The organism is Kosmotoga pacifica (assembly GCF_001027025.1).
GTDB classification, from domain to species: Bacteria; Thermotogota; Thermotogae; order Petrotogales; family Kosmotogaceae; genus Kosmotoga_B; species Kosmotoga_B pacifica.
This window is the reverse complement of record NZ_CP011232.1, coordinates 996188-1019520: the sequence shown is the minus strand read 5'-3', so window position 1 is coordinate 1019520 and position 23333 is coordinate 996188. Positions and strand designations below refer to the sequence as shown.

24 protein-coding genes are annotated in these 23333 nt (G+C 43.1%); 7 read left to right on the top strand and 17 right to left on the bottom strand.

Annotated features, from left to right (window positions below):
• Positions 1-143 precede the first annotated feature (143 nt).
• Positions 144-1256 (top strand): non-hydrolyzing UDP-N-acetylglucosamine 2-epimerase, encoded by a 1113-nt coding sequence (gene wecB / locus IX53_RS04710; protein ID WP_156173103.1) that lies wholly within the window; start codon positions 144-146, stop codon positions 1254-1256.
• 2 nt (positions 1257-1258) lie between these two features.
• The gene (locus IX53_RS04705) at positions 1259-2989 is read left to right on the top strand and encodes a sensor histidine kinase (RefSeq protein WP_047754363.1); all 1731 of its coding nucleotides are present in this window, start codon (positions 1259-1261) and stop codon (positions 2987-2989) included.
• Positions 2990-2999: 10 nt separating this feature from the next.
• Here IX53_RS04705 and IX53_RS04700 read toward each other — a convergent pair whose 3' ends face one another.
• Genes IX53_RS04700 through IX53_RS04670 form a run of 7 tightly spaced genes read right to left on the bottom strand, consistent with a single transcriptional unit; the run spans position 3000 to position 8662 of the window.
• On the bottom strand, positions 3000-3398 hold the full coding sequence (locus tag IX53_RS04700; protein WP_047754362.1) for a biotin/lipoyl-containing protein: 399 nt from the start codon (positions 3396-3398) through the stop codon (positions 3000-3002).
• A complete protein-coding gene (locus IX53_RS04695; protein WP_047754361.1) occupies positions 3392-3733 on the bottom strand; it encodes an OadG family protein in 342 nt (113 codons plus the stop codon). The genes IX53_RS04700 and IX53_RS04695 overlap by 7 nt, the downstream gene beginning before the upstream one ends.
• Before the next feature lie 14 nt (positions 3734-3747).
• Entirely contained in the window at positions 3748-5286 is a 1539-nt protein-coding gene (locus IX53_RS04690) for an acyl-CoA carboxylase subunit beta (RefSeq protein ID WP_047754360.1), read from the bottom strand.
• Between the two features lie 13 nt (positions 5287-5299).
• Positions 5300-5707 (bottom strand): methylmalonyl-CoA epimerase, encoded by a 408-nt coding sequence (gene mce, locus IX53_RS04685; protein ID WP_047754359.1) that lies wholly within the window; start codon positions 5705-5707, stop codon positions 5300-5302.
• The gene (gene meaB, locus IX53_RS04680; RefSeq protein ID WP_047754358.1) at positions 5697-6572 is read right to left on the bottom strand and encodes a methylmalonyl Co-A mutase-associated GTPase MeaB; all 876 of its coding nucleotides are present in this window, start codon (positions 6570-6572) and stop codon (positions 5697-5699) included. The genes mce and meaB overlap by 11 nt, the downstream gene beginning before the upstream one ends.
• Complete coding sequence (locus IX53_RS04675; RefSeq protein ID WP_047754357.1) at positions 6569-6964, bottom strand: cobalamin B12-binding domain-containing protein; 396 nt, start codon at positions 6962-6964, stop codon at positions 6569-6571. Before IX53_RS04675 ends, meaB begins: the two co-directional genes overlap by 4 nt.
• Before the next feature lie 15 nt (positions 6965-6979).
• Entirely contained in the window at positions 6980-8662 is a 1683-nt protein-coding gene (locus IX53_RS04670; protein ID WP_047754356.1) for an acyl-CoA mutase large subunit family protein, read from the bottom strand.
• Between the two features lie 241 nt (positions 8663-8903).
• Between IX53_RS04670 and IX53_RS04665 the strand changes: the two genes are divergently transcribed.
• Complete coding sequence (locus IX53_RS04665; RefSeq protein ID WP_047754355.1) at positions 8904-10250, top strand: hypothetical protein; 1347 nt, start codon at positions 8904-8906, stop codon at positions 10248-10250.
• A gap of 142 nt (positions 10251-10392) precedes the next feature.
• On the opposite strand, the gene cysS is transcribed toward IX53_RS04665, so the two are convergent.
• The 10 genes from cysS to IX53_RS04615 are packed head-to-tail and all read right to left on the bottom strand — an operon-like array spanning position 10393 to position 20095.
• Positions 10393-11766, bottom strand: coding sequence for a cysteine--tRNA ligase (gene cysS, locus IX53_RS04660; protein WP_047755452.1), 1374 nt, complete (start codon positions 11764-11766; stop codon positions 10393-10395).
• Positions 11766-13214, bottom strand: a complete 1449-nt coding sequence (gltX, locus tag IX53_RS04655) for a glutamate--tRNA ligase (protein WP_047754354.1) — start codon at positions 13212-13214, stop codon at positions 11766-11768. Before gltX ends, cysS begins: the two co-directional genes overlap by 1 nt.
• Positions 13207-13746, bottom strand: coding sequence for an NUDIX domain-containing protein (locus IX53_RS04650; RefSeq protein WP_047754353.1), 540 nt, complete (start codon positions 13744-13746; stop codon positions 13207-13209). The genes gltX and IX53_RS04650 overlap by 8 nt, the downstream gene beginning before the upstream one ends.
• Positions 13747-13748: 2 nt before the next feature.
• A complete protein-coding gene (locus IX53_RS04645) occupies positions 13749-14144 on the bottom strand; it encodes a cytidine deaminase (protein WP_047754352.1) in 396 nt (131 codons plus the stop codon).
• Positions 14110-15471: a hemolysin family protein gene (locus IX53_RS04640; RefSeq protein WP_047754351.1), complete on the bottom strand. Its 1362-nt coding sequence runs from the start codon at positions 15469-15471 to the stop codon at positions 14110-14112. The genes IX53_RS04645 and IX53_RS04640 overlap by 35 nt, the downstream gene beginning before the upstream one ends.
• 20 nt (positions 15472-15491) lie before the next feature.
• The gene (locus IX53_RS04635; protein WP_053001186.1) at positions 15492-15953 is read right to left on the bottom strand and encodes a 23S rRNA (pseudouridine(1915)-N(3))-methyltransferase RlmH; all 462 of its coding nucleotides are present in this window, start codon (positions 15951-15953) and stop codon (positions 15492-15494) included.
• A complete protein-coding gene (gene hutI, locus IX53_RS04630; RefSeq protein ID WP_047754350.1) occupies positions 15943-17163 on the bottom strand; it encodes an imidazolonepropionase in 1221 nt (406 codons plus the stop codon). Before hutI ends, IX53_RS04635 begins: the two co-directional genes overlap by 11 nt.
• Positions 17160-18080, bottom strand: a complete 921-nt coding sequence (ftcD, locus tag IX53_RS04625) for a glutamate formimidoyltransferase (protein WP_047754349.1) — start codon at positions 18078-18080, stop codon at positions 17160-17162. The genes hutI and ftcD overlap by 4 nt, the downstream gene beginning before the upstream one ends.
• A 34-nt stretch (positions 18081-18114) precedes the next feature.
• A complete protein-coding gene (locus IX53_RS04620) occupies positions 18115-19191 on the bottom strand; it encodes an FtsW/RodA/SpoVE family cell cycle protein (protein WP_047754348.1) in 1077 nt (358 codons plus the stop codon).
• Positions 19175-20095, bottom strand: a complete 921-nt coding sequence (locus tag IX53_RS04615; RefSeq protein ID WP_047754347.1) for a TIGR00269 family protein — start codon at positions 20093-20095, stop codon at positions 19175-19177. The genes IX53_RS04620 and IX53_RS04615 overlap by 17 nt, the downstream gene beginning before the upstream one ends.
• A 108-nt stretch (positions 20096-20203) precedes the next feature.
• Here IX53_RS04615 and IX53_RS04610 point away from each other — a divergent pair, with 108 nt between their 5' ends.
• Genes IX53_RS04610 through IX53_RS04595 form a run of 4 tightly spaced genes read left to right on the top strand, consistent with a single transcriptional unit; the run spans position 20204 to position 23329 of the window.
• Positions 20204-21019, top strand: coding sequence for a Rossmann-like and DUF2520 domain-containing protein (locus IX53_RS04610; RefSeq protein WP_047754346.1), 816 nt, complete (start codon positions 20204-20206; stop codon positions 21017-21019).
• Positions 21009-21806, top strand: coding sequence for a 3-methyl-2-oxobutanoate hydroxymethyltransferase (gene panB, locus IX53_RS04605; protein WP_047754345.1), 798 nt, complete (start codon positions 21009-21011; stop codon positions 21804-21806). The genes IX53_RS04610 and panB overlap by 11 nt, the downstream gene beginning before the upstream one ends.
• Positions 21803-22609: a mechanosensitive ion channel family protein gene (locus IX53_RS04600; RefSeq protein WP_053001185.1), complete on the top strand. Its 807-nt coding sequence runs from the start codon at positions 21803-21805 to the stop codon at positions 22607-22609. The genes panB and IX53_RS04600 overlap by 4 nt, the downstream gene beginning before the upstream one ends.
• Positions 22610-23329: a biotin--[acetyl-CoA-carboxylase] ligase gene (locus IX53_RS04595; protein ID WP_047754344.1), complete on the top strand. Its 720-nt coding sequence runs from the start codon at positions 22610-22612 to the stop codon at positions 23327-23329.
• Positions 23330-23333 lie beyond the last annotated feature (4 nt).

The following is a 23333-nucleotide window of genomic DNA, read 5'->3' as shown; positions in this document are numbered from 1 at the left end:
GTCTGAGGCTGTAAGAACCGTTGTGGGTTAGTTGACACCTACAACCCACAACCGACAACCAACAACGATTCTCACTTTCTCGGCTCCTCGTTTTTTTGATGGACAACGGTAAACGGTATTTAACATGATAGGAGGTTGCACTATTGAAAAAGATAGCGCTGATCTTTGGCACGAGACCAGAAGCAATAAAGATGGCTCCCATCTATATTGCTCTTAAACGATCTAACCTGAAACCCGTGGTGATAGCTACCGCCCAGCATAGAGAAATGCTCGATCAAGTTCTCGAACTTTTCAGAATAACCCCCGATTATGATCTGGATATCATGAAAAACCGTCAGAGCCTTTCCGGGCTTACCTCAAGACTCGCTTCAGCCCTTGATGAAGTTTTTAGTAGTGAGACTTTTGATTTCGCCCTCGTCCAGGGGGATACTACTTCCACTTTTATGGGGAGCTTAATATCCTTTTATCACAAAGTTCCCGTTGGTCATGTGGAAGCCGGATTGAGGACCATGGATATATACAACCCCTTTCCTGAAGAAGCGAACCGCAGGTTGACGGGTACCATCGCTACTTTTCACTATGCACCCACAGATAAGGCGATGGAAAACCTTCTCAGGGAAGGTATCGAAAAAGAAAGGATAATCGTGACGGGGAACACCGTTATTGATGCACTCCTGTGGACCCTCGAAAATAAGCGCAAAGAGGTCCTCGAATTCAGGCACACTCTTGGAATTGAGGAAGGAAAATACATACTTCTGACAATGCACAGGCGGGAAAACTGGGGAGTTCCCATGCGGGAAGTCATGAAAGCGGTCAAAGACATTCTCGCTGAAGAACCTGGGCTCAAGCTTGTATTTCCTGTACACTTGAATCCAGTCGTGAGAAAGGTAGTCTATGAGGAGTTAAAAGGTCACGAGCAGGTTATTCTACTCGATCCTCTCGATTATCTTCCCTTCGTTTCCCTCATGGAAGGAGCCAAATTAATACTCACTGACTCGGGAGGTATTCAGGAAGAGGCTCCCGCCTTGGGAAAACCCACCCTTGTTCTTCGAAAAACGACGGAACGCCCCGAAGCCATAGAAGCTGGTACAGCGAAGCTCATAGGAACAGAAAGGGAAAAAGTCGTGAAGGAAACATTGAAACTCCTGGGCTCTGCTGAAGAGTACCAGAAGATGGCAAAGGCTGTAAATCCTTTTGGAAATGGAAAAGCGGCGATAAGGATTGTTGAACACTTGAAAAACGAATTAGGGGTGTAGAGATGGACTCGACTACCTCTGTGCTTTCAGCAGCGATGGTTATCAAACTTGTACAGATTTACCTGATAACTCCTCTGTGTTTTGCTTTTATAATTTTCAACAGGCTATCAAGGACCCAACATTGGGCCTGGGACATTTTCTGGAGTGTTTACGCACTGAATAGAATCATTCTCTTCTACCTTTCAAAGGGAGAAAACGTTCTTTTCTGGCTTTTTTTAAATGCTGTTATGCTGGCACTAGAAGGTTTTGCATTGATTATGCTTTCAAAGTCTTATGCTCGCTATCCTGAGCGAATAAAAAAAATCTACGCTTACGTGCCGTTTTTTACTATATTTCCGTTGACTTTACTGGGTTATTTCACTCCTGAGACAATGCCTGGGTATGAACTGCTGGGAATTTTTTACGGTCAATATCTGGCTCTGCTTATCCTTGGTGCGATAATGATATTCTTTGGTGTTACGCTGATCAGGAAATTCAGAGGGTTCATGCGTTCGGGAATTGTTATTGGTTTGATTATTACCTTATCCGGTATATCAACCGCTTTTTCGCTTGCTGGCAAGTTCATCCCCCTCCTGTTTTCCGTTCAACTAGTTCTCAATATCTTTCTAGTGATTGCTTTATTTATTGCTTATATACTTTTCAGAATTGAAGATGAAATACGCAAAAGAAGTGAACTCGAAATACTGTATAACAACATCGCAAACAACATATCCAACGTAGCATTGGTCAGACTTACGGAAAGTGGTCAGGAAGTTTTCTGCAGTCCGCTCGCAATTAAATTGTTTAGCAGGGTCAACGACTTCGATGATATCGAAAAGAAACTTGAAAAGCCTGAGAAATTTCGCGAATGTATCACAAAAGCGCTCAATACCGGGGAAATCTGCCATTTAAGAACAAGGGTAAAGCAGAAAGAATTTCTGATTTACATTTATCCCGGAAAATATCAAACCAAAAGGATCGTGGACATAGCATTTTTAGATGTCACGGAACTTCTGGATATTGAAAAACAACTCAGAGAAGAGAATAATAAATTTAAAAAACGGCTTGATGAACAGCTGGAATTCTTCTCGAATATTGTACATGAGCTCAAGAGTCCCCTTACCATTATAAAGGGCTATGCGGAAATGCTTGAATCGAGCGCGACGGTTGACCAGAAAAGGATGCTTCTTTCAATCCACCAAGCAGTTGAATACCAGCTTGACTTGATAAACAACCTTCTTGAAGTATCGAAGCTACAGGCAAAAAAATCAAAACTCAACATCGAAAAAATAGATCTGTCCGAGCTAATAGCTGATGTTGCCTATCAGTTTGCAGATATCTCAACCAGAAAAGGAGTGAAGCTTGAAATAGAGGAAAGAGATCTCCCACACGAATTTTACACCGACCCGATCAAATTGAAGAGGGTGCTTGTTAACCTCCTTGACAACGCTTTCAAATTCACAACAACGGGGAAAGTCAGGCTTTCAATTTATCCTCACAATGAAGGCGTTTATTTTGAAGTGAAGGATACAGGTATCGGTATTAAGAAGGAATTTCTCGCGGGAATTTTTGATCGGTTTACAAAAGTGGAAGAACCTGTCAACTACAACCTGAATCCTTCTGGAACAGGTCTCGGACTATTCCTTACTAAAGAACTGGTGGAGCTCCTGGGAGGAAAGATAAAGATAAATTCCGAATACGGCATGGGGACCACAGTATCTTTCACGATATCCAACAAAAAAAGAGAGAGCTGAGGCTCTCTCTTCATTCAAAGGTAATCATTACATCGCCTGCGTTTATATTATCACCCTTTTTTATGAGTACTTCTTTGACGATACCATCTCTATCCGACAGAACGCTGTTTTCCATTTTCATTGCTTCCATGATCACCACTTTGTCTCCTTGATTGACATGATCCCCCGGAGACACAAAGACCTCCAGAATGATCCCAGTCATGGGAGCTACAAGCGAACCGCCGGCTGGAGAGGTGCCCTTTTTTTCTGCCTTTTCGACAGCTGTCTTTTCAGCTACCGGTTTCGAAGATGGCGTTGTAGTCATCTGCGATTTCGGTGTCGAGATTGCTTCAGTTTTAGTTTCGTGAAGTTCTTCTACCTCCACTATGTATTCCTTACCGTTTACCTTTACCTTGAATTTTTTCAACACGTCCTATTCCTCCTCGGTTTCCAGTATATTTGAGGGGTTCTGCTTTTCCAGCCAGATTTCTTTCCGGATACCGGAGTGACTTTTTTTATCCTGAAGCTTATGCCACCCACAGTTTCATATATCGCCGCGCTTATGGCGGCGATTACCTCCGATTCTTCGAGCTCTTCGGATTTTTTTTCTTTTATGATGAGGTTACTCGAGGTTTCAACATGTTCTTTCCTTTTCTTTTCGGAAGAAAGAACGACTCCAAAGAGTGAAAATGCCATATAGAGTATCCCCAGAACAGAAAAAACAACTAGCAAGCCAGTAACCGTAATTGATAGAATATCACCCATGCCATCACCCCGAATCAGAGGGGAATGTTTCCATGTTTTTTGTTTGGTCGGCCTTCAACCTTGTTTTGAAATATTTCAAGAGCACGATAAATTTTGAGTCTCGAGGTAGCGGGATCGATAACCTCCTCAATGTAACCTCTCGAAGCCGCCACATAGGGATTGGCGAACATGTCTTTGTATTCATTGATTTTTTCTGCCCTCGTCTTTTCAGGTTCCGGCGAGCTTTGAATTTCTTTTCTGAAAATGATATTAGCCGCACCTTCGGGACCCATAACAGCTATTTCCGCATCGGGCCAGGCGAAGACCATATCGGTACCAAGGTGCTGACTACCCATGGCAATGTAGGCACCGCCATATGCTTTTCTTAAGATAAGGGTGATTTTTGGAACCGTTGCTTCACTGTATGCGTAAAGCAATTTGGCACCATGCCTTATTATGCCACCGTGTTCTTGAGACACACCGGGCAAAAAGCCAGGGGTGTCCACGAGTGTAATAATTGGAATGTTGAAGCTGTCCAGAAACCTGATGAATCTCGCTGCTTTGTCTGAAGCGTTTATATCCAGAACGCCAGCGAGTACAGCTGGTTGATTCGCCACGATACCCACAGATCTGCCACCAATTCGCGCGAAGCCTGTGACAATATTTTTGGCGTAATGAGCGTGAACCTCGAGGAACTCCCCTGCATCCACAAGATACCTGATGACTTCCCTAACGTCATATCCCTGCTTGGGATTGTCCGGGAGAAACTCTCTGAGCTTGGGTACTTCAGCGACTTCGGCACTATCAACAAGAGGAGGTTCCTCCGCGTTGTTCTGCGGTAAATATGAAAGAAGATCCCTCACAAGTTTCATAGCCGAGGCATCGTCATCGGCCATGAAATGAGCCACACCGCTCTTGCTGTTGTGAACAAAAGCCCCACCAAGGGCATCTTTGTCTATATCCTCACCAGTGACGGCTTTAATTACCTGAGGACCCGTTATGAACATCTGGGAGTTATTCTCTACCATAACGATGAAATCGGTAATCGCCGGCGAGTACACAGCTCCACCGGCGCAGGGACCAGCGATCACCGTTATCTGTGGAACGACACCGGAGGCAAGTGTATTCCTGTAAAAGATCCCACCATAACCAAAGAGGGAATCCACGCCTTCCTGTATTCTCGCACCTCCGGAGTCATTTATTCCGACAATTGGAATTCCTAGCTTAAGCGCCATGTCCTGGAGCTTCATTATCTTTTTAGCATGCATTTCACCCAGAGAACCGCCCTGGACAGTGAAGTCTTGAGAAAACACTGCCACTTTCCTGCCATTTATCTCACCTATACCCGTTACGACCCCATCGCAGGGAAACTCTTTTTTGTCCAGTCCAAAATATGTGGAGCGGTGCTTGACGAATTTATCGATTTCTTCGAATGTTCCCGGATCACATAATTGTTCTATCCTCTCTCTGGCTGTCAGTTTTCCTGCTTCATGCTGCTTTCTGATTCTTTCTTCGCCCCCTCCAAGGGACAGTTTTTTATCTAATTCATAATATTTTTTCAGATTCTCTTTCATAATCCCACCTCCATCAGTGGTCGCCTTCAACGAGTTCTACCAGTATACCACCAGTCGTTTTGGGGTGTAGAAATGCGATCTTAACCCCACCGGCACCTATTGAGGGTTCTTTGCTCAGAGGACGGTATCCCATTATGGAAGCTTTTTCAATAGCTTCGATTATGTTATCCACATGATATGCGATGTGATGTATACCTTCCCCTCTTTTCTCGAGAAACCCAGAAATCTCACTATCGTCTTTTGTTGGTTCCAGGAGCTCTATACGCGTATCTCCAACTTTTAAGAAGGCGACTTTCAATCCTCTCTCCGGTAATTCTTCAACACCACCGAGTTCGAGTTCGAGAAACTTCTGATAAAAATCAAGTTTTTCTTCTATAGACTTGACGACTATCCCAATATGGTCAATCTTGTCAGCCTTCAATGCTACCGACCTCCCGCCATTTTTTAAGTTCTCTGATTACCCTATCAACGATTTCGTCTGGAAGTTCTTTTAACTCTTCGAATACAGTGTTCAGTTTTTTGAAGCGCATTCTTCTCTTTCTCTTCTCCACAATTTTACCTGATTCTTTCAAAAACTTCAGCTCTGTTTCGATCAACCGGGTAAGCCGTTCGAGATTAGTGCCTTTGATACCATCAGTCAGCACCACTTCTTTTCGTTGTTTTGAAAATTCGAGAATCGCTTCGATCTTACTTTTTAATCTCAAAGCGCCATCTATGTCCATTTTATTTACGATGTAGATATCTCCTATTTCCATAATACCGGCTTTTAGCATCTGTATCTCATCCCCCATACCCGGCGCAAGAACCAGCAAAACGATATCAGCAAGATTGGCGATATCGGTCTCTGATTGCCCGGCTCCAACAGTTTCAACGATTATTTTATTAAATCCACACCGCCCCAAGAGTTCAACAGCATCATATATGGATGGACTCAAACCGCCCAGTTTTCCCCGGCTGGCCATGGAGCGTATGTAGATGTTTTCATTCCTGCTTGCCTTCTTCATTCTGATTCTGTCGCCGAGAAAAGCCCCTCCGGTAAAGGGGCTTGAAGGGTCAATGGCTATTATCGCTACTTTTTCTTTGCTCGAAAAAATAGAGGCAATCCTGTCAGTCAAAGTTGATTTTCCAGCACCTGGACTCCCCGTAAGGCCTATGACAAAATATTCCTTCTCCTTCAGGGCTTCAATAAGCTCTTTCCCTTCCGAAGGGTAGTTTTCAATAACTGTGAGTGCTTTCGAGATTTCTCTTATGTCTCCGGCTTTCAGCTTTTCAAGGGAGGCTTTCATTTTTTCACCGCGTTTTCTATACTTTTTATTATCTTTTCGAGGGGTGTTCCAGGGCCGAAAACTTCAAAAATACCGGTTTTCTTCAGTTCCAGAGCATCGTCTTCGGGAATTATTCCCCCAACGAAGACAGGCTTGTCATTGATACCATATTCTTTCATGAGTTTGAGTACTTTTGGGCAGAGTTTCATATGGGCGCCAGAGAGGATAGAGAGACCAACTACGTCAACGTCCTCCTGTAAAGCCGCTCGAGCAATGTCTTCAGGAGATTGCCTTAATCCAGTGTAGATTACCTCCATCCCGGCGTCTCTGAGGGCCATCGCCACTACTTTTGCACCACGATCGTGTCCATCGAGCCCGGGTTTCGCTATTAGAACCTTTATTTTTCTATCCATCTCTTTCACTCCCTCTTATAGGATAACTGCTTCTGTATATTCCCCAAAGACTTCCCTCAAAACGTCTGAAATTTCACCGATGGTGGCGTAAGCCTTAACCGACTCGATGATATGAGGTAAGAGATTTTCTTTATCATCAACAGCGGCGTTCCTGAGTTGTTCCAGCATTTTCTTCACTCTGAGATTATCACGCTTTTCCCTTAGCTTCTTCAGTCTGGCTTTTTGCTTTTCTTCCAGTTCTTGATCGACCTTCAAGATCTCTTTGGGTTTGTTTGCTTCTGTTGTGAATTTGTTTACTCCCACTATTATCTTTTCGCCGTTCTCGACTTCAAGTTGTGTTTTGTAAGCCGAGTTCAGTATCTCTTTCTGAACATAGCCTTCTTCAATAGCTCGCACCATACCTCCGAACTCATCGATCCTTTTTATGTATTCCTCGGCCCGCTTCTCTATCTCGTTGGTGAGGTACTCAATGTAGTATGAACCTCCAAGGGGATCAACAACATCGGCCACACCCGTTTCATGGGCTATTATCTGCTGAGTTCGAAGTGCTATTGTGACTGATTCCTCCGTTGGTAGGCCCAGTGCTTCATCGAAGGAGTTCGTATGCAACGATTGTGTCCCTCCAAGAACAGCTGCTAGAGCCTGGAAAGCAACTCGTACAATGTTGTTCATCGGTTGCTGTGCTGTGAGTGTCGAACCTCCGGTTTGAGTGTGGAATCTCAACCTCAGGGCTTTATCATCCGTCACCCCGAAGCGTTCTCTCATGATTTTTGCCCAGAGCCTCCTTGCTGCCCTGAACTTCGCGATCTCTTCAAAGAAATTGTTGTGAGCGTTGAAGAAAAATGAAAGCCTTTTCCCAAAAACATTGGGGTCAAGTCCAGCTTCAATCGCTGCCTTAACATAGGCTATTCCATCGGCCAATGTAAAAGCCACTTCTTGAACAGCGTCTGCCCCTGCCTCCCTTATATGGTAACCGCTGATGCTTATGGTGTTGAATTCTGGTAGATATTTCGAACAGTATTCGAAGATGTTGGTTATTATCCTCATGGAAGGTTCCGGCGGAAAGATGTAAGTGCCCCTCGCGATGTACTCCTTCAGTATGTCGTTCTGAATGGTACCTTTCAACATTTCCATTGGGACTCCTTGCTTTTCGGCGACGGCGATATACATAGCTAGAAGTATAGCTGCTGTTGAATTTATGGTCATTGAAGTGCTCACTTTATCCAGTGGGATTTCATTGAAAAGTATTTCCATGTCCTCCAAAGAATCAATGGCCACGCCTACCTTTCCTACCTCTCCTTCGGCCATCGGGTCATCCGAGTCGTAACCAATCTGAGTTGGCAGATCAAAAGCTATTGATAGTCCTGTCTGTCCCTGAGATAGAAGATACTTATACCTCTTGTTGGATTCTTCCGCTGTGCCAAATCCCGCATATTGCCTCATGGTCCAGAAACGTCCGCGGTACATTGTGGGTTGTACACCCCTCGTGAAAGGATATCTGCCCGGAAAACCTAGATGGTTCATATAATCAAATTCCGGGATATCTACAGGTGTGTATACCTGCTTGATTTCGGCGCCGAAGGATGTTTCGAAACGTTCTTTTCTTTCAGGAAATCGTTTTAAAACGGGCATTAAAACCTTTTCCTTCCACTGTTCTTCTTGAGATTTCAACTTTTTTATCCGCTCTTTTTCTATCATTCTTATCCCTCCCGGATATTCACTGCTCCCTTTTACAAAGCTAAATCAAAAAGGATCTTTAGTCAACGGGCTACTGAAAGTGTTATCGTGGAATATTACGATTTTACGCTAACTCTTCACAAAATTCTCCTCTCATTGGCCCTTTCTTTGAAAGTGTTTATCTCTTCTGTTAAAATCTTCCTGAACAAGAATAGAATAAACTCTGTCTTAGTGAAAGAGAGAGAAAATGGAGGTGGTCTTCTTGAAAAAAGGTCTCGTTTTTCTTTTGTTTCTCATGTTAACAATAACTGCCCTGGCCGCTATTGAGGATCTGGTCGCTAAAATTCCTTCGATAGCCTCCAACGTTATTTTGGTAGAGGACCTGAAAGGTAATTATGAAAAGTTAAAGGGCACCGTTCTTGGTGATGTACTCTTAAACCAGTTAGCACTCGAACAGATCGTGGCTCAATATATCGAGATGGCTGCTTATAACAATGGTCAGGACCCTCAAACTATCTACAATGCCCTCTCTGGTAATCTCGTTGCTGCAAGATGGAATTCGGGAAATGAGACAAATGACATTCTCATTCTGGGGCCTATTGAAGAGGCTGATAGTGCAAAGAAAGCGATTGAAACAGTTCTACCTCAATTTTTGCCAGAGAATGTCACGTTTAACATTGCCACTGATGGAAAGTACCTCTATATAGGAAACGTTGAAGAATATTCCAGAGTAAAGAAGGGTTATCCAATTTTTGAACTCACAAAAGGACTACCAGGCGGTTTTTTATATCTCGTCGGTGATAATGAAGATTTTCTTCACAGGGGAGTTTTACGCTTTGAGAATGGTTATTTGATAGGCGAGGGTATACTCACTGCAAAGACCGAGGAAGCCGCTGAAAAACTTAGCGCTTTTTTCAAAAATGTTTCTGTAGAAGATATGGAAACCTCTCCAAGGTTTTCCTTCGTAATTCTTTCGCTGAAAGCCAATTCTTTAGCTGACATCGAAAGTATTTTTAAGGATCAGCTGAGCCTTTCCATCCCCGCAGAAACCATTCCCACGCTGTCAAAGGAGTTTCTAGATAAAATCTCTCACAGACTTACGGGAGAACTCATGGTAGATATGGATCTTGATGTTGATCAGCTTTTAAATACTCTTATGAATTTACAACAGGGAGATATCATTGAGAATAATGCTACTATAACTTCGCAGCAACCGATAAAACTGATCAGCAGAATTGGGTTTGATGGAAGTTTTGATGACCTTCTCTCATTGATGAAAGAGGGTGGTATCGAATACACGGTTGAAGGAAACGTTGCCAAAACTACCCAGAATATGTATATTTGGGTTGAAGATGGTTATCTTGTTTCCAGTCTTGCTAATAGAGCCGAAACAAATGGCTGGCTTCAAAACATGAAACCACTAACGGATAATCCTTTATTCACACAGCTTTCTCAAGGAATGCCGGACTCCCATCTATTTTCACTGTTTATCGATGCCGGAGCTGTGTTGAGTGTACTAATGGGAACTGAAATTGAAAGTGGAATTGCTGCGTTTTCATGGTATTCATCTGACGACAAAGCTTTGAAAGGAAAGTTTGTATTGAAATAAAAAAAGCCCCGGAAGCCTTAGCGGAGCGTCGGGGCAATGAACGTCTCGCAACAAAATTATACCATTTCAAGATTTAGATAGTCAAGTGTATACTATAAAAAGGAACCACCCTTTCAGGGTGGCTCTTTTATTAGTCAAAATATCAAAGCGTCCATTTTGTGCCTTCTGGTGTGTCCATCAGCTTGATACCAAGATTCATCAATCTGTCTCTTATCTCATCAGACTTTTCGAAATTTTTTTCCTTTCTGAACTGTCCCCTCAAGTCTATGAGGATCTGTACAAGACCGTCAAGATCAAAACTCTGACTTTCAGGGATATCGAACAGACCTAGGACAGGTCCGAATTCGTTTCTTACAAGGTGATAAGCTTCAAACTTTCTCTGCTCATCGGTCGAATTCACAATTTCGTTTATCAATTCAAAAATCAAAGATAGCGCTTTCGGAGTGTTGAAGTCATCATCCAGATATTCGGTAAATTCGGCGATTTTCTCTTCCATCCAGGGTGATTTTCTGGCGAAGGGGTGACTCTCGTCAAGATTGGCTTCAAAGTCGTTCAATATCTTGTTACCTCTGGAAACCGCCGTTTTGGTTTCCTGAAGCATTTCCTCGGAGTAATCGATGGGTGAACGATAGTGCTTGGAGAAGATGAAGTATCTAACAGCGTCTTTCCCATACTTCCTCACCGCTTCCTTTATTGTTATAAAATTTCCGAGGGATTTGGACATCTTGGATCCGGCGAACCTCATCATACCATTGTGCATCCAATATCTTGCAAAGGTTTTTCCGTACCTTGCTTCAGATTGTGCACGTTCATTCTCATGATGCGGAAATATGAGGTCAGAGCCACCGGCATGAATATCGAAAGTCTCGCCGAGTATACAGGTAGACATGACGGAACACTCAATGTGCCAACCAGGTCTTCCTTTACCCCAGGGACTCTCCCAATAGGGTTCATTTTCCTTTGCTGCTTTCCATAGCGCGAAGTCTTCAGGGGACTTCTTTTTTTCACCTGGTTGTATCCTGGCACCCACTATGAGTTCTTCCAATTTTCTCCCGGAGAGCCTTCCGTAATCATCGAAGGCGGAGACATCAAAATAAACATCGCCGTCCGCAACATATGCATATCCTTTGGCAATTAAGTCCTGAATGAACTCAATTATCTCATCAACATAGTGTGTCGTCCGCGGATGGAAATTAGCAGGCCTTATACCCAGAGCCATAGAATCCTTCCAGTACTGGACGATATAGCGTTCTGCTATTTCAGTAGCGTTCACACCCTCTTCGATGGCTTTAACGATGATTTTGTCATCTATGTCCGTGAAGTTCTGAGTGAGTATGACTTTATAACCACGATACTCAAGATATCTCCTGAACGCGTCAAAAGTAATGGCCGGTCTACTATTCCCGAGGTGTACGAAATTGTAAACTGTGGGACCGCAGACGTATATCCTCACTTCGCCTTCTTTTTGCGGGATAAACTCTTCTTTTTTGCCTGTCAATGTGTTTGTGATACGAATCACTGATCGATCACCGCCTTCTCTATCCGGTCAATTACTTTATTTCTACCGAGCAAGAAGAGTATTTCCACAAGTTCTGGGCCTTCATCTTTTCCGGTGAGGATCTTCCTTAGAGTAGAATAAAACAATTTTCTGTCCGGCTTGTACTCTTTCAGGATTTTCTTGATCGTACTTACAACGGAGTTGTGATCCCACGAATCCAGCACATCGAATGCATCACGCATGGCGAAGAATATTTTAATGAGGGTCTTTGTGTTTTCGTCTGTACTGCTTATTTTATATGGTTCCGGTTCTTCGAAATAGACAGCCAGCTTTTGAGGTATTTCTGAGAGTTCGTCGACACTCTTCTTCACAGACTCGATAGCTTTTCTGAGCCATTTTATATTTGACCTCGCTTCCTCTTCCGTCATCAATCCAGAAGAAACGATGTACGGTATGGAAAGTTCGGTTAATCTTTCCGTATCGGCTTCCCTGATATAGATTCCGTTCATCCATCTCGCTTTGGCTTCATCGAAAACCGCCGCGCTGGAGTTAAGCCTTTCGACTGAGAACTCTTTGATCATTTCGTTAATTGTCATTATTTCCTTTCCATCCGGATGAGACCATCCCAGCAGTACGAGGTAATTCACAAGAGCTTCAGGTAAGAATCCTCTATCCCTGAACTCTTCCACTGATGTAGCTCCATGTCGTTTGCTAAGCTTTTTCCCATCCGGACCAAGAATCATCGATACATGGGCAAATTTTGGTGGAATAACTCCGAATGCTTCGTAGAGAGCCAGTTGTTTAAGGGTATTGGGGAGGTGGTCATCCCCTCTGATCACATGACTTATCTCCATTAACATATCGTCTACAACGACAGCAAAATTATAAATCGGCAGACCGTTTGACCTCATTATGGTGAAATCTCCCAGCGAGCCTTCTTTGAAAATTACTTCTCCCTTTACGAGATCGAAAAAAGCGAAATCTTTCCTGGGTATCTTGAAAAAAATGGCTGGTGTAAGCCCTTTCTGTTCGAATTCTCTTCGTCTACTTGGAGTATCGAATTCTTTGAACATCTCTTCACTGTAGTGTGGTGGCTTCCCCTGAGCCATCAATTTATCATGCAGCGCTTTGATCTCATCCGGATAAGCGTAGACTTCATAGGCTTTTCCCTCTCTGAGCAGTTGCTCAGCCATTTGTTTGTATATTAATTTTCTCTCGCTTTGCCTGTATGGACCAAACGGTCCCCCGATATCCGGGCCTTCATCCCAGGAAATTCCCAGCCATAGCAGAGATTCAATCAGTTTCTCCTCAGATTCCTTCGTGGATCTTTCGATATCGGTATCTTCTATTCTCAGCACAAATTTGCCATCAGTGTGTTTGGCATAAAGATAATTAAAAAGAGCCGTCCTGGCTCCTCCAACATGTAGATGACCGGTCGGACTTGGAGCGAACCTTACTCTAGTCATTTTCTTCACCACCTGATAGATATTTTTCAGAGAGAAGTATTCCAGCAACGGTCTTTCCATCTAAAATTTTACCCGAAATGATCAGTTTTACAATGTCCTGAAAGGGGAGCTCTACCTTTTCAATGAACTCTCCAAAATCGGGTTCGGGCTCGCCATAAGGAACCACTCTGGCGAGAAATATGTGAATTTTCTCGTCTGAGAATCCCGGTGAAGTATATAGTTCGCCTATTTTCTGAATCTCCTGAGCGACAAATCCAGTCTCTTCCTTCAGTTCTCTTATGGCGCAATCGTAAGGGTCCTCACCTTCTTCGAGCTTTCCTGCGGGGATTTCGAGCAGTTCTTCATTGACAGGGAACCTGAATTGTTTTACCAGGACAACTTTGTCTTCAAAAACCGGCACGACCGCGACAGCTCCCTTGTGTCGTACCACTTCCCTGTAGCTTTCAGAACCGTCTTGAAGCTCAACTCTGTGTCTTTCAACTTTTATAATGTTGCCATTGAAAATATTTTCACACTTCAGTGATTTTTCCACATTCATTCTCCTTCTAAGTTGAATTGTAAAGGTAACAATTCAAAGACGGTGGTTTCGAGTATTTCGTTTTCACCTATGAGTAGGACCGTGAAATCTCCAAATTCGGCCATGAATTGACGACACGCTCCACAGGGTGGGGTAGGTGATTTTTGCGACCCCACTATCGCAATTGCCCTGAACTTCGTTTTCCCGTGACTCACTGCGGACACAATTGCGCTTCGTTCTGCACATATGGTAAGACCTATAGACGCGTTTTCCACATTCGCACCCTGAAATATCTCCCCATCCTCCGTAAGCAATGCTGCACCCACGGCGAACTTCGAGTACGGGGAATAGGAATTTCTCTTCGCTTCTAAAGCTTTCTCAATCAGAGTTCTTTTTTCCATTTCCTTCAACATCTTCTTTCCCCCGTTCAATAGTGAGCTTTATCTTTTCAATGCGGTTCTTCCCTATGGCGATGATTTCGAAAATGAATCCATCGATACTGATTATCTCTCCGACGTCCGGGAATCTTTCCAGTACCTCAAGCAGGTATCCTCCCACGGTTTCAAACTCTGTTTCCGGAAACTTCAGATCGAGCTCCCTTTCGATATCGTTTATAGGTGTCATACCATCTATTATATATGTGTTCTTGTCTATTTTTTCTATGTTGATCTCTTCCGACTCTACATCGTATTCATCCAGTATCTCTCCGGTGAACTCCTCGAGGATGTCCTCCATAGATACCAAACCTGCTGTTCCACCATACTCATCCACGACGATCGCAAGATGAATCTTCTTTTGCTTGAATTCTTTCAGAAGATCGTGTATTTTCTTAGTTTCCGGAATAAAGAAAGGCACTCTCATGATTTCCTTCACAGGGATAGTATCCAGAATCTTTTCTGGATCATTTCTTTCAGCGATATAACCGATAATGTCTTTTGCATAACAGACTCCAACGATACGGTCTATGTTCTCCCTGTAAACTGGTATTCTTGAATAGCCTTCCTCGTGAACGAGGTTCAAGAGTTCTCTGAGCATTGCATCTTCTTCTATACAAACCATTTCGACCCTTGGTGTCATTATTTCTTTAACTGAGGTATCTTTCAGTTCGAGTGTCATCTTCATCATTCGTCGTTCTTCCGGCAAAAGCACCCCCTCTTCATGTCCAACATCTACCGCTGAGATTATCTCATCTTCTGTTATGAATGGGGTTTCACTGACCCGTTTTCCGCCTCTCATGGCTATTAGAAGATTTGAGATTTTCATTAGAAGCCATATAATTGGTGTCAACGCGGAGGTTACGAATGATATGAATCCAATAACTTTTCTGAACACTTTTTCGGAATTTTCTCTGGCATGAATTTTAGGTGTTATTTCGCCGAAAACGAGGATCAGAAAAGTCATCACACCTGTCACTATCGCTGCTGCGGTTCCCTGAGCGCTCTGGGGTAGAAGTTTTAGCATGAGAAGCGTTGCTTCTGAGGAAGCGAGGATATTAACAAGATTATTCATTATGAGAATCGCTGTGAGCATCTTGTTGGGCTTTTCGAGTGATGTCTGAAGAACCTGTTGCATGGACTTGTTTTTCTCTTCTTTTAGGAGTTTCCTCAGTTTGAGCCTGCTTACAGAGGTCAAAGCCGTCTCAGAACCGGAAAAAAGACCGGAAAGATAGATCAAAAAAACTAGGAACAGAAAGTTCAATAACAACGAGAGAGGATCACCAGTACTGGCTGGGTCTTCCACTGTGAATTAACACCTCCAGATCAATAGTGATATGTTTTTCCTTTAAGTATGGTCTCCGCCCTGTATAATTGCTCCAGAAGAAGTAATAACGCCATTTCGTGGGTGAATGTTAACCTCGATAATGAAAAGAGTTCCCACCCACTCTCTAATATCTCTTCTGCGAATCCATAGGGTCCACCTATTAGAAAGTATACCTTCTTAACACTACTATTTTGCCATGTTTTTATTCTTGTTGCAAATTGAACAGAAGAAAGCTCCTTTCCCTTTTCATGGAGAACAACCACATGCTTTTCGCCTTTCAACAATTCGATATATCTCTTCGCCTCTTCCTTCTTTACTTCTTCGATGTTTTTCCCTCTACCCAGAGGTAAACTCCTTACGTTTACCCCGGCATAGGGAGACAACCACTTCAAATAACGCTCGACACCAATTTTGATAAAATCCGTCTTCAATTTTCCCGTTACCACAATTTCAAAGTTCACCAGAGATCACTCTTCCCGCCTTTACAGTGGCGACGATGATATCTCTTGAGAACATGTAGGGAAGTTCACGGTAACTTTCCAGATCGAGAATCACAAGATCTGCATCGTAGCCTACTTCTATCAATCCTTTGCGATGAGCCATGTTCAAAACATGAGCACTGTTTGCAGTATACGCGGTTATCGCTTCTTCTACTTTTAATCCGTTGTGCGAAACGGCTAGGTGCATTATCATAAGTGGATCATAGATATTACACGAACCGGGATTGAAATCAGACGCTAAGGCAACAATCCCATTGTTTGCTATCAGGAAATCGCCCCTCGCGTACCTTTCCCTGAGAAAAAAGGAAGTCCCGGGTAACAATACAGCTGTTACACTGCTACCAGCGATGGTTTTGAGAGTTTCTTCGTCTGCGGAAATTAGATGATCAGCAGAAACAGCTCCAAGCTCTACAGCGAGTTTTCCGCCGCCAGAAGATGCCAATTCGTCGGCATGGAGTCTTATTCTGAAACCTTTAGCCTTCAATTTTTTCAAAAACGGCTTGCTGTCTTCAGGTTCAAAAACACCTTTTTCGCAGAATATGTCAGCTGTATCGGTGTATTCCTTTACTTTATCAACGAAAGAAAGTAAATATTCCAGATATTCCTTCTTGCTATTGAAGCCTTCTGGAAAGGCATGAGCTCCCAGGAATGTCGGAACAACGTCGAGAGGTTGTGAGCTATTCAAACGTTCTAATACTCTGAGCTGCTTTAGCTCTGAATCTTCATCGAGGCCATATCCACTCTTACCCTCCACGGTCGTGATTCCATGGCATGCCATCTCTACAAGTAACTTCAGGCTATCTTGAAAAAGTCGTACCTCTGATGCTGTTTTTACGGATTTAACAGTTGAAAAAATACCGCCTCCACTCTCCATAATTTCCATGTAACTTCTACCTTCCAACCGCATCAAAAACTCTTCACCACGGCTGCCTGTGAAGGGAATGTGAGTGTGACAATCAATGAAACCCGGGAGAGCCACCAATCCACTTGCATTCAGTACTCTGGAACTCAATGGCTTCTCTTTGCCAATATAGGCTATCTTCCCATCCTTTATGCCAATATTTACGTCTTTTTTTATTTTGAGTTGGCTCATTTCTCCTCCACGCACGGGGCCCCGGCACGGAGGAGAGACAACTTCTCCAAGGCCGACGATAAGAATATCAAGTATCATTCGCCGTCTACCTCTTTAGCGATAGTATCAAGCAGTTTTTTTTCGATAATCAGGTTGGGATTGTGATCTTCAAGGCGCAAATAAAAGTCAGCAACATTAAGGAGTGCGTTCAATGGAACCATACCAACGATCTCTGATCCCACAATAGGAACGCCATACCTTTCTGCTTCGAGCTTGATTACTTCAAAGACCCTGTATATAGGAGTCTTTTTGTAATTTGTCAAGTTCATTGAAACCTGTACTATACCACGCTCTTCCAGTTTGAACCCGAGGGCTTTAACATATCTGAAGCCACCGCTTATATGCCTGACGGCTTTTGCTATTTTTCTAGCAACTTCTATATTATCGGTTCCAAGGTTTACGTTAAAAGCTATCAAGAACTCACGACAGCCAACCGCAACGACACCGGCTGTGGGATGAACCTTGTCTGGTCCGAAATCCGGTTTCCATTCGGGCAATTTTATCTTTTCATGAAAACCTTCAAATTCCCCTTTCCTTATTTCTGAGAGGTTTTCACGCTCTCTTGAAGTAGCGGAAGATTCATAGAGATAGACGGGGATTTTAAGCTCTTCGCCTATTCTCTTCCCAAGTTCTTTTGACAATTCCACGCATTCTTCTTTTGAAATCCCCATAATGGGCACGAGGGGAATGACATCCACAGCGCCCATCCTTGGGTGCTCTCCCCTGTGCTTTCTCAGGTCAATCAACTCCACCGCTTTTTTGGACATGTTAAACAATGCATCAGTTACGGCCTTTGGCTCACCGGCTATCGTAACAACTGATCTGTTATGATCTGGATCACTGGAATAATCTAGAACCCAGACTTTATCCAGTGTCCTTGCTTCTTGAACAATGGCCTCGATAATCTCTTTCCTTCTTCCTTCGCTAAAATTGGGAACAGATTCCACTATCTTCATTAGGGCAACCTCCCCGATAGTCAGTATATTTAGATTATAGCTCATTGGCTTTCGATTTAAGCTCAACATTGATAGATAGCAGCCTGAACAGCATTCCAAGCTGAGCTGCGAATATCATTACGGAACTGCCTCCATAACTCATAAAAGGCAAAGGAATTCCTGTCACAGGCAGCAATCCAAGGTTCATTCCAATGTTTTCAACGATATGTATTAAGAAAGTGGTCATTATTCCCACAGTGAGAAGAAATGAGAATGAATCGGGGGCTTTTTTCGAAGCCTTCCACAATCTCAACATCAGCACTGAATAAAGTAGAAGAAGTGCAAGAGTGCCAACAAGTCCGAACTCTTCGCCCACAACTGAAAAGATGAAATCTGTGTGGTCAGCGGGGACGTAGCCGTACCTATTCATAATTCCGAGGAGCAGTCCTTCCCCTGTAAGACCGCCCGATCCTATAGCTCTTATCGCCTGCACTGTGTTGTAAGCCGAACTGGAGACATACTTTTCGGGGTTCAGGAAACTTAAGATTCTATTCATCTGGTACTCTTCTAGACCAAACACCATGAACAAAGGCAAAATTACCAACCCCGCGATCAGCACGAGAAGAATCAGCTTGTCGTATTTTCGGCTGGCAAAGGTCATGAAAAACCAGATTCCCATGATCATGAGAGTCATTCCCAGATCAGGTTCTTTATAGATCAGAAAAGCTGTCAATCCTGTAACGAAGAGTCCGGTCAGAATTCCCTTTTTCGACTCCGAATATACCTTAGCGAGAAACAGGATTATAACAAATTTTGCGATTTCAGATGGCTGGAAACTAGCAATGCCGAGATTTATCCAGCGTCTCGAACCGGAAACAGGCGGTAGCATCAGAACCATTACCAAAAAAAGGAGAGAGAATAAAACCAGCCAGAAAGTGACGGATTTCCAGAATCTGAAACTCACTCTCGAAGTCACAAAGAATACTGACAATGCCAAAATGTCCCAGAAGAGCTGCCTGTAAAAGAGGTCAGCAAATTTACTACCATATGTAGCGCTAAATATGGTAATCATACCAAACAACATGAGGAGTATTAAATTTATCGGCAGGATGAACTCAACGTTCTTTTTCATTTCTTTTCCTGATTATCCCCTCTCTGAGTTTGCAGAAAGAGCAGAGTTCCTGGGTCGTTGGATAACCACAGTTCTTACATTCCTTCAACTCTATTTCTTTTTCGAATCCGGAAAAGACGTTTCTTACTTTAAAATACTCTGTAAGAAAACGATGCTTGGTACCAGGTTGCTTAATTTCAAGAGTGTTCAATAATTCTTTGTAGAGCATCGAAGAAGCACCACGAGAAGCCGGGCATTCCTCCATGATATAGTCTATGCCTTTCATGAGTGCAAATGTCGCCACTTCCCTTTCAGTTAGTAAAACGAGAGGTTTCACTTTCGGTGTCAGTTTCGGATGTGTTTTTGGTAACACGGGATATTGTTTTTCCAGATACCCGAGCTGCCAATGGGTTAAATTACCAAATAGAGTTGCCGCTTCATCGTCCAGATTATGACCTGTAGCTATCACGTCATAACCAGCTTCGTGAGAGAAACGGTTCATGATGTACCTCTTGACAAGGCCGCAGACTGAACAGGTCTTTCTGCGCATCACTCTGGCGGCTTCGGGAGTCGAAAGACCATTGAGGTAGTCTCTGACATCGAAAACAAAGTACTCAAAACCTCTCTTGATTGCGAAAGCCACCACTTTAGATTTTGAAGTTTCAGAGTATTTTCCAATCCCGAGGTCTATGTAAAGACCATCGGCTTTATAGCCCAGATTATTCAGCACTTCCCACAAGACTAAGCTATCTTTGCCGCCTGAAACGGCAACAAGTATTTTCGAACCCTGCTCAAGCATTTTATATTTTCCAATGGCCTTTTTTACTCTGGAGTAAAAGAACTCTTCATAGTGTTCGGGGCAAAGCGCTATGTTATGTTGTTTAAGGTGTATTATCGCTTCTTTAGAGCATTTTTTGCACTTCAAAGTAAAACCTCCTCATTGGATTGTGCTGGTTCACTGGTTCCGGCTGTTGTTCTAACCTCTTCTGGTGAGTCCCCTGATGTATAATTTTAACACTGGAGGAGAAATCAGATGAAAATATCTGTTGTCGGAATTGGAAAAGCTGGAACTCTTATAGCGAAGTTTTTTCACAGTAGAGGTTATACAGTCTCACATCTAATTAATAGAACACCAGAGCGGGCATTCAAGCTTGCAAGAGAGATTCCAGGTTGCAAAGCCGGAGACTTTAGTTTGTTTTCGGAGCTCGAGGGAGTGGTATTCATAGCTACCATAGACTCCGTTATCAGAGAGGTTTTTCAAAAGCTCTGGAAAGTGAATAAGAAAGTGGAGTATTTTATTCATCTGAGTGGTTCGGTTAGTTCTGATGTTTTCAAAGAAGCTGCTGAAGCTGGAAAGGGTGTTGCGAGTTTTCATCCTAACCTATCAATATCTAGTTTCTCTCTCTCTCCCAATGTCCTCAACAAAGTCATTTTCGGAATAGAAGGGAACCAGAAGGGTATTTCTTTTTTGACTTCCCTGACTGAAAAAGAGGGATTGAGATATGTTAATATTGCAACGGAAGGAAAGCTTATTTATCATGCAGCAGCGGTCTTCGCGTCAAACTTTTCGCAGTTCATTATAAAGGTTGCCAGTGACCTGTACGTGGAAAAGCTGAGATTTGATGAAACAGTCGTTCGCGAACTCCTTAAAATGTATCTGAATGGATTGTTAGTAAAGTTAAACGCCGGTACTCTCAATGAATTCAGCGGACCAGCAGCCAGAAATGATACAGAAACGATCGAGAGGGAAAAAAAGGCTCTTGTTGAAATTTCACCTCATCTCAGTAGATTGTACGAAGAGCTCACTGAAATGATCTGGTGTTTGAGGGGTGATGAATTTGAACATTAAGAAGATATTGAGTGCAAAGGGAAAGAAAAAATTGTCCATGGTTACGGTATATAGTTATTTTCAGGCAAAAATGGCTGAAGAGGCGGGCATAGATCTTCTCCTCGTTGGTGACTCCTATGCTAATGTCATGCTTGGTCTCAAAAACACTTTGCCCGCTTCAACAGAACTTCTTTTGCCCGTGGTTGAAGCAGTGAGAAGAGGGGCGCAAAATTCCTTTATAATCGCCGATATGCCCTTTATGTCCTATCAGGTTTCTGAAAGCGAGGCTATAAGAAACGCAGGCCTCTTTATAAAAGCTGGTGCCAATGCTATAAAGTTGGAAGGTGGCGCGGAAATTGCTCCTCTCGTTAAAAGATTGACAGACTATGGCATCCCGGTGATGGGGCATGTGGGGCTCACACCGCAGTATGTGAATAGTATAGGAGGATATTTTGTTCAGGGTCGCGATGAGAAGAGTGTTAAGAGACTGGTTGAAAGCGTTAACGCTCTTGAAGACGCTGGCGTGTTCGCCATTGTGCTGGAACTGGTGGTAGAAGAGGTAGCAAAGGTACTGACAGAGGAAGTGAAGATCCCTACCATCGGAATAGGTTCGGGTAAGTTTTGCGATGGACAGGTACTGGTCTGGCATGATTTGCTTGGCATCAATACTGAGTTCAAACCTCGATTTGTGAAAAGGTATGCGAACCTGAGAGAAGAGATCGTGAAGGCCTTGATGGAATATGCCCAGGAAGTCAAGGATGGTTCTTTCCCTTCAGTAGAGAATGCTTTCAGGGAGGAAAACGAATGAGCGGTTGGCTTATAATTGTTATAAAACTCACAGTAAGTCTGGTCATTTTCTTAACAGCTTACTACAGCTCCAAATTCGTTTTCAAGATAATTCAGAAAGTTTATTCCAGAAAGAATGCAGAACTCAAAGCCCCCAACACCATAAGACTCGTTTTGAATGTTGTCTTTTTCCTTTTAGCGGCTATGATTATCCTCAGTGTTGTTTTTGAAGACCTCGTTCCCATAATCACAGGCATAGGAATTAGTGGGATCATTGTTGGCATCGCACTTCAGAAACCTCTTGAGAATGTTTTCTCAGGGATATTTCTACTTGTTGGAAGGGCTATTGTTGAAGGAGACGTGGTCAAAATCGGTGATTTCAGTGGTACCATCGAGGAAGTAAATCTAAACCACACTGTTCTCAGGACTTTCGACGGAAAGAAGGTACTAATCCCCAACATGAAAGTTTGGAGTAGTCAAATAGTCCATTTCTGGCCTGGTAAGGTTCGAAGAATGGAAATGATTGTCGGACTTCCATATGAAGTGGATGTTGCCGTAGCGCTGGAAATTCTGAAAAAAGTTATAGACGAAGAGGAACTGGTTTTCAGGGGTAATTCTGTCTCGAACTTCGTTGTTTTTAATGGCTTCAATTCATCGAGCATAGATTTTAAGCTTTATTTCTGGTTTGAAAGACGGAATTACTTCGATGTGCAGAACGCCATCGCCAGTAGAATCTACAAGGAACTGAAATCCAGAGGTATTTCCATACCATTCCCACAGCTCGATATCCATGTCAAAGAACTTTCTGGCACGGGAAGTGATTGAGTGGTCATAGGCGAAGAGATTTTTTCTTTCACTGAATTGCCTTCTACGAATAGATATGCCATTGAAAACCTTCAGAAGCTACCATCGGGAAGTGTTGTGTGGGCATTGGAGCAATCTGCCGGTTACGGAAGGTTTAACCGAGAATGGCATTCTAGCAGAGGGGGCCTTTGGTTCAGCATCGTATTTAAACCGCGACTGCTTAAGGATACCGGGTACTACACAAAGTTAATCAGCGTTGGAGTCGCTGAACTACTTCAGGAACTGGGATGTGATGCAGCGATTAAATGGCCAAATGATGTTTATGTAAATGGAAGGAAGATCGCTGGAATCCTCACTGAAGCTGTAACAGAAGGGGAGAAGTTAATAGGTGTTGTTACCGGCATTGGAATCAACGTCCACAATGAAATCCCGCCGGAGCTCTCGGAAATAGCTATCTCCCTCAAGGAAGCGACTACCAGGAACTATGAAGTTGGCTTTGTTTTAAAAAAACTTCTGAACAAGCTCGAAAGTCTGCGCAGGAAATATCTTCAGGTGAGGATGAAAAAGTATTTCATCAGGAGATGGAAAAAATATCTGATACATAAAGCAGGCGATGAAATAACGGTGAGTTTACCCGATGGCAAAAAAGTTACGGGTGTTATCGAGAAGATAAATTCTGAACATTTACTGCTGAAAACCGGTGAAAAGACCATTAAAATAACAGCGGGTGAAATTCGTTGATTTG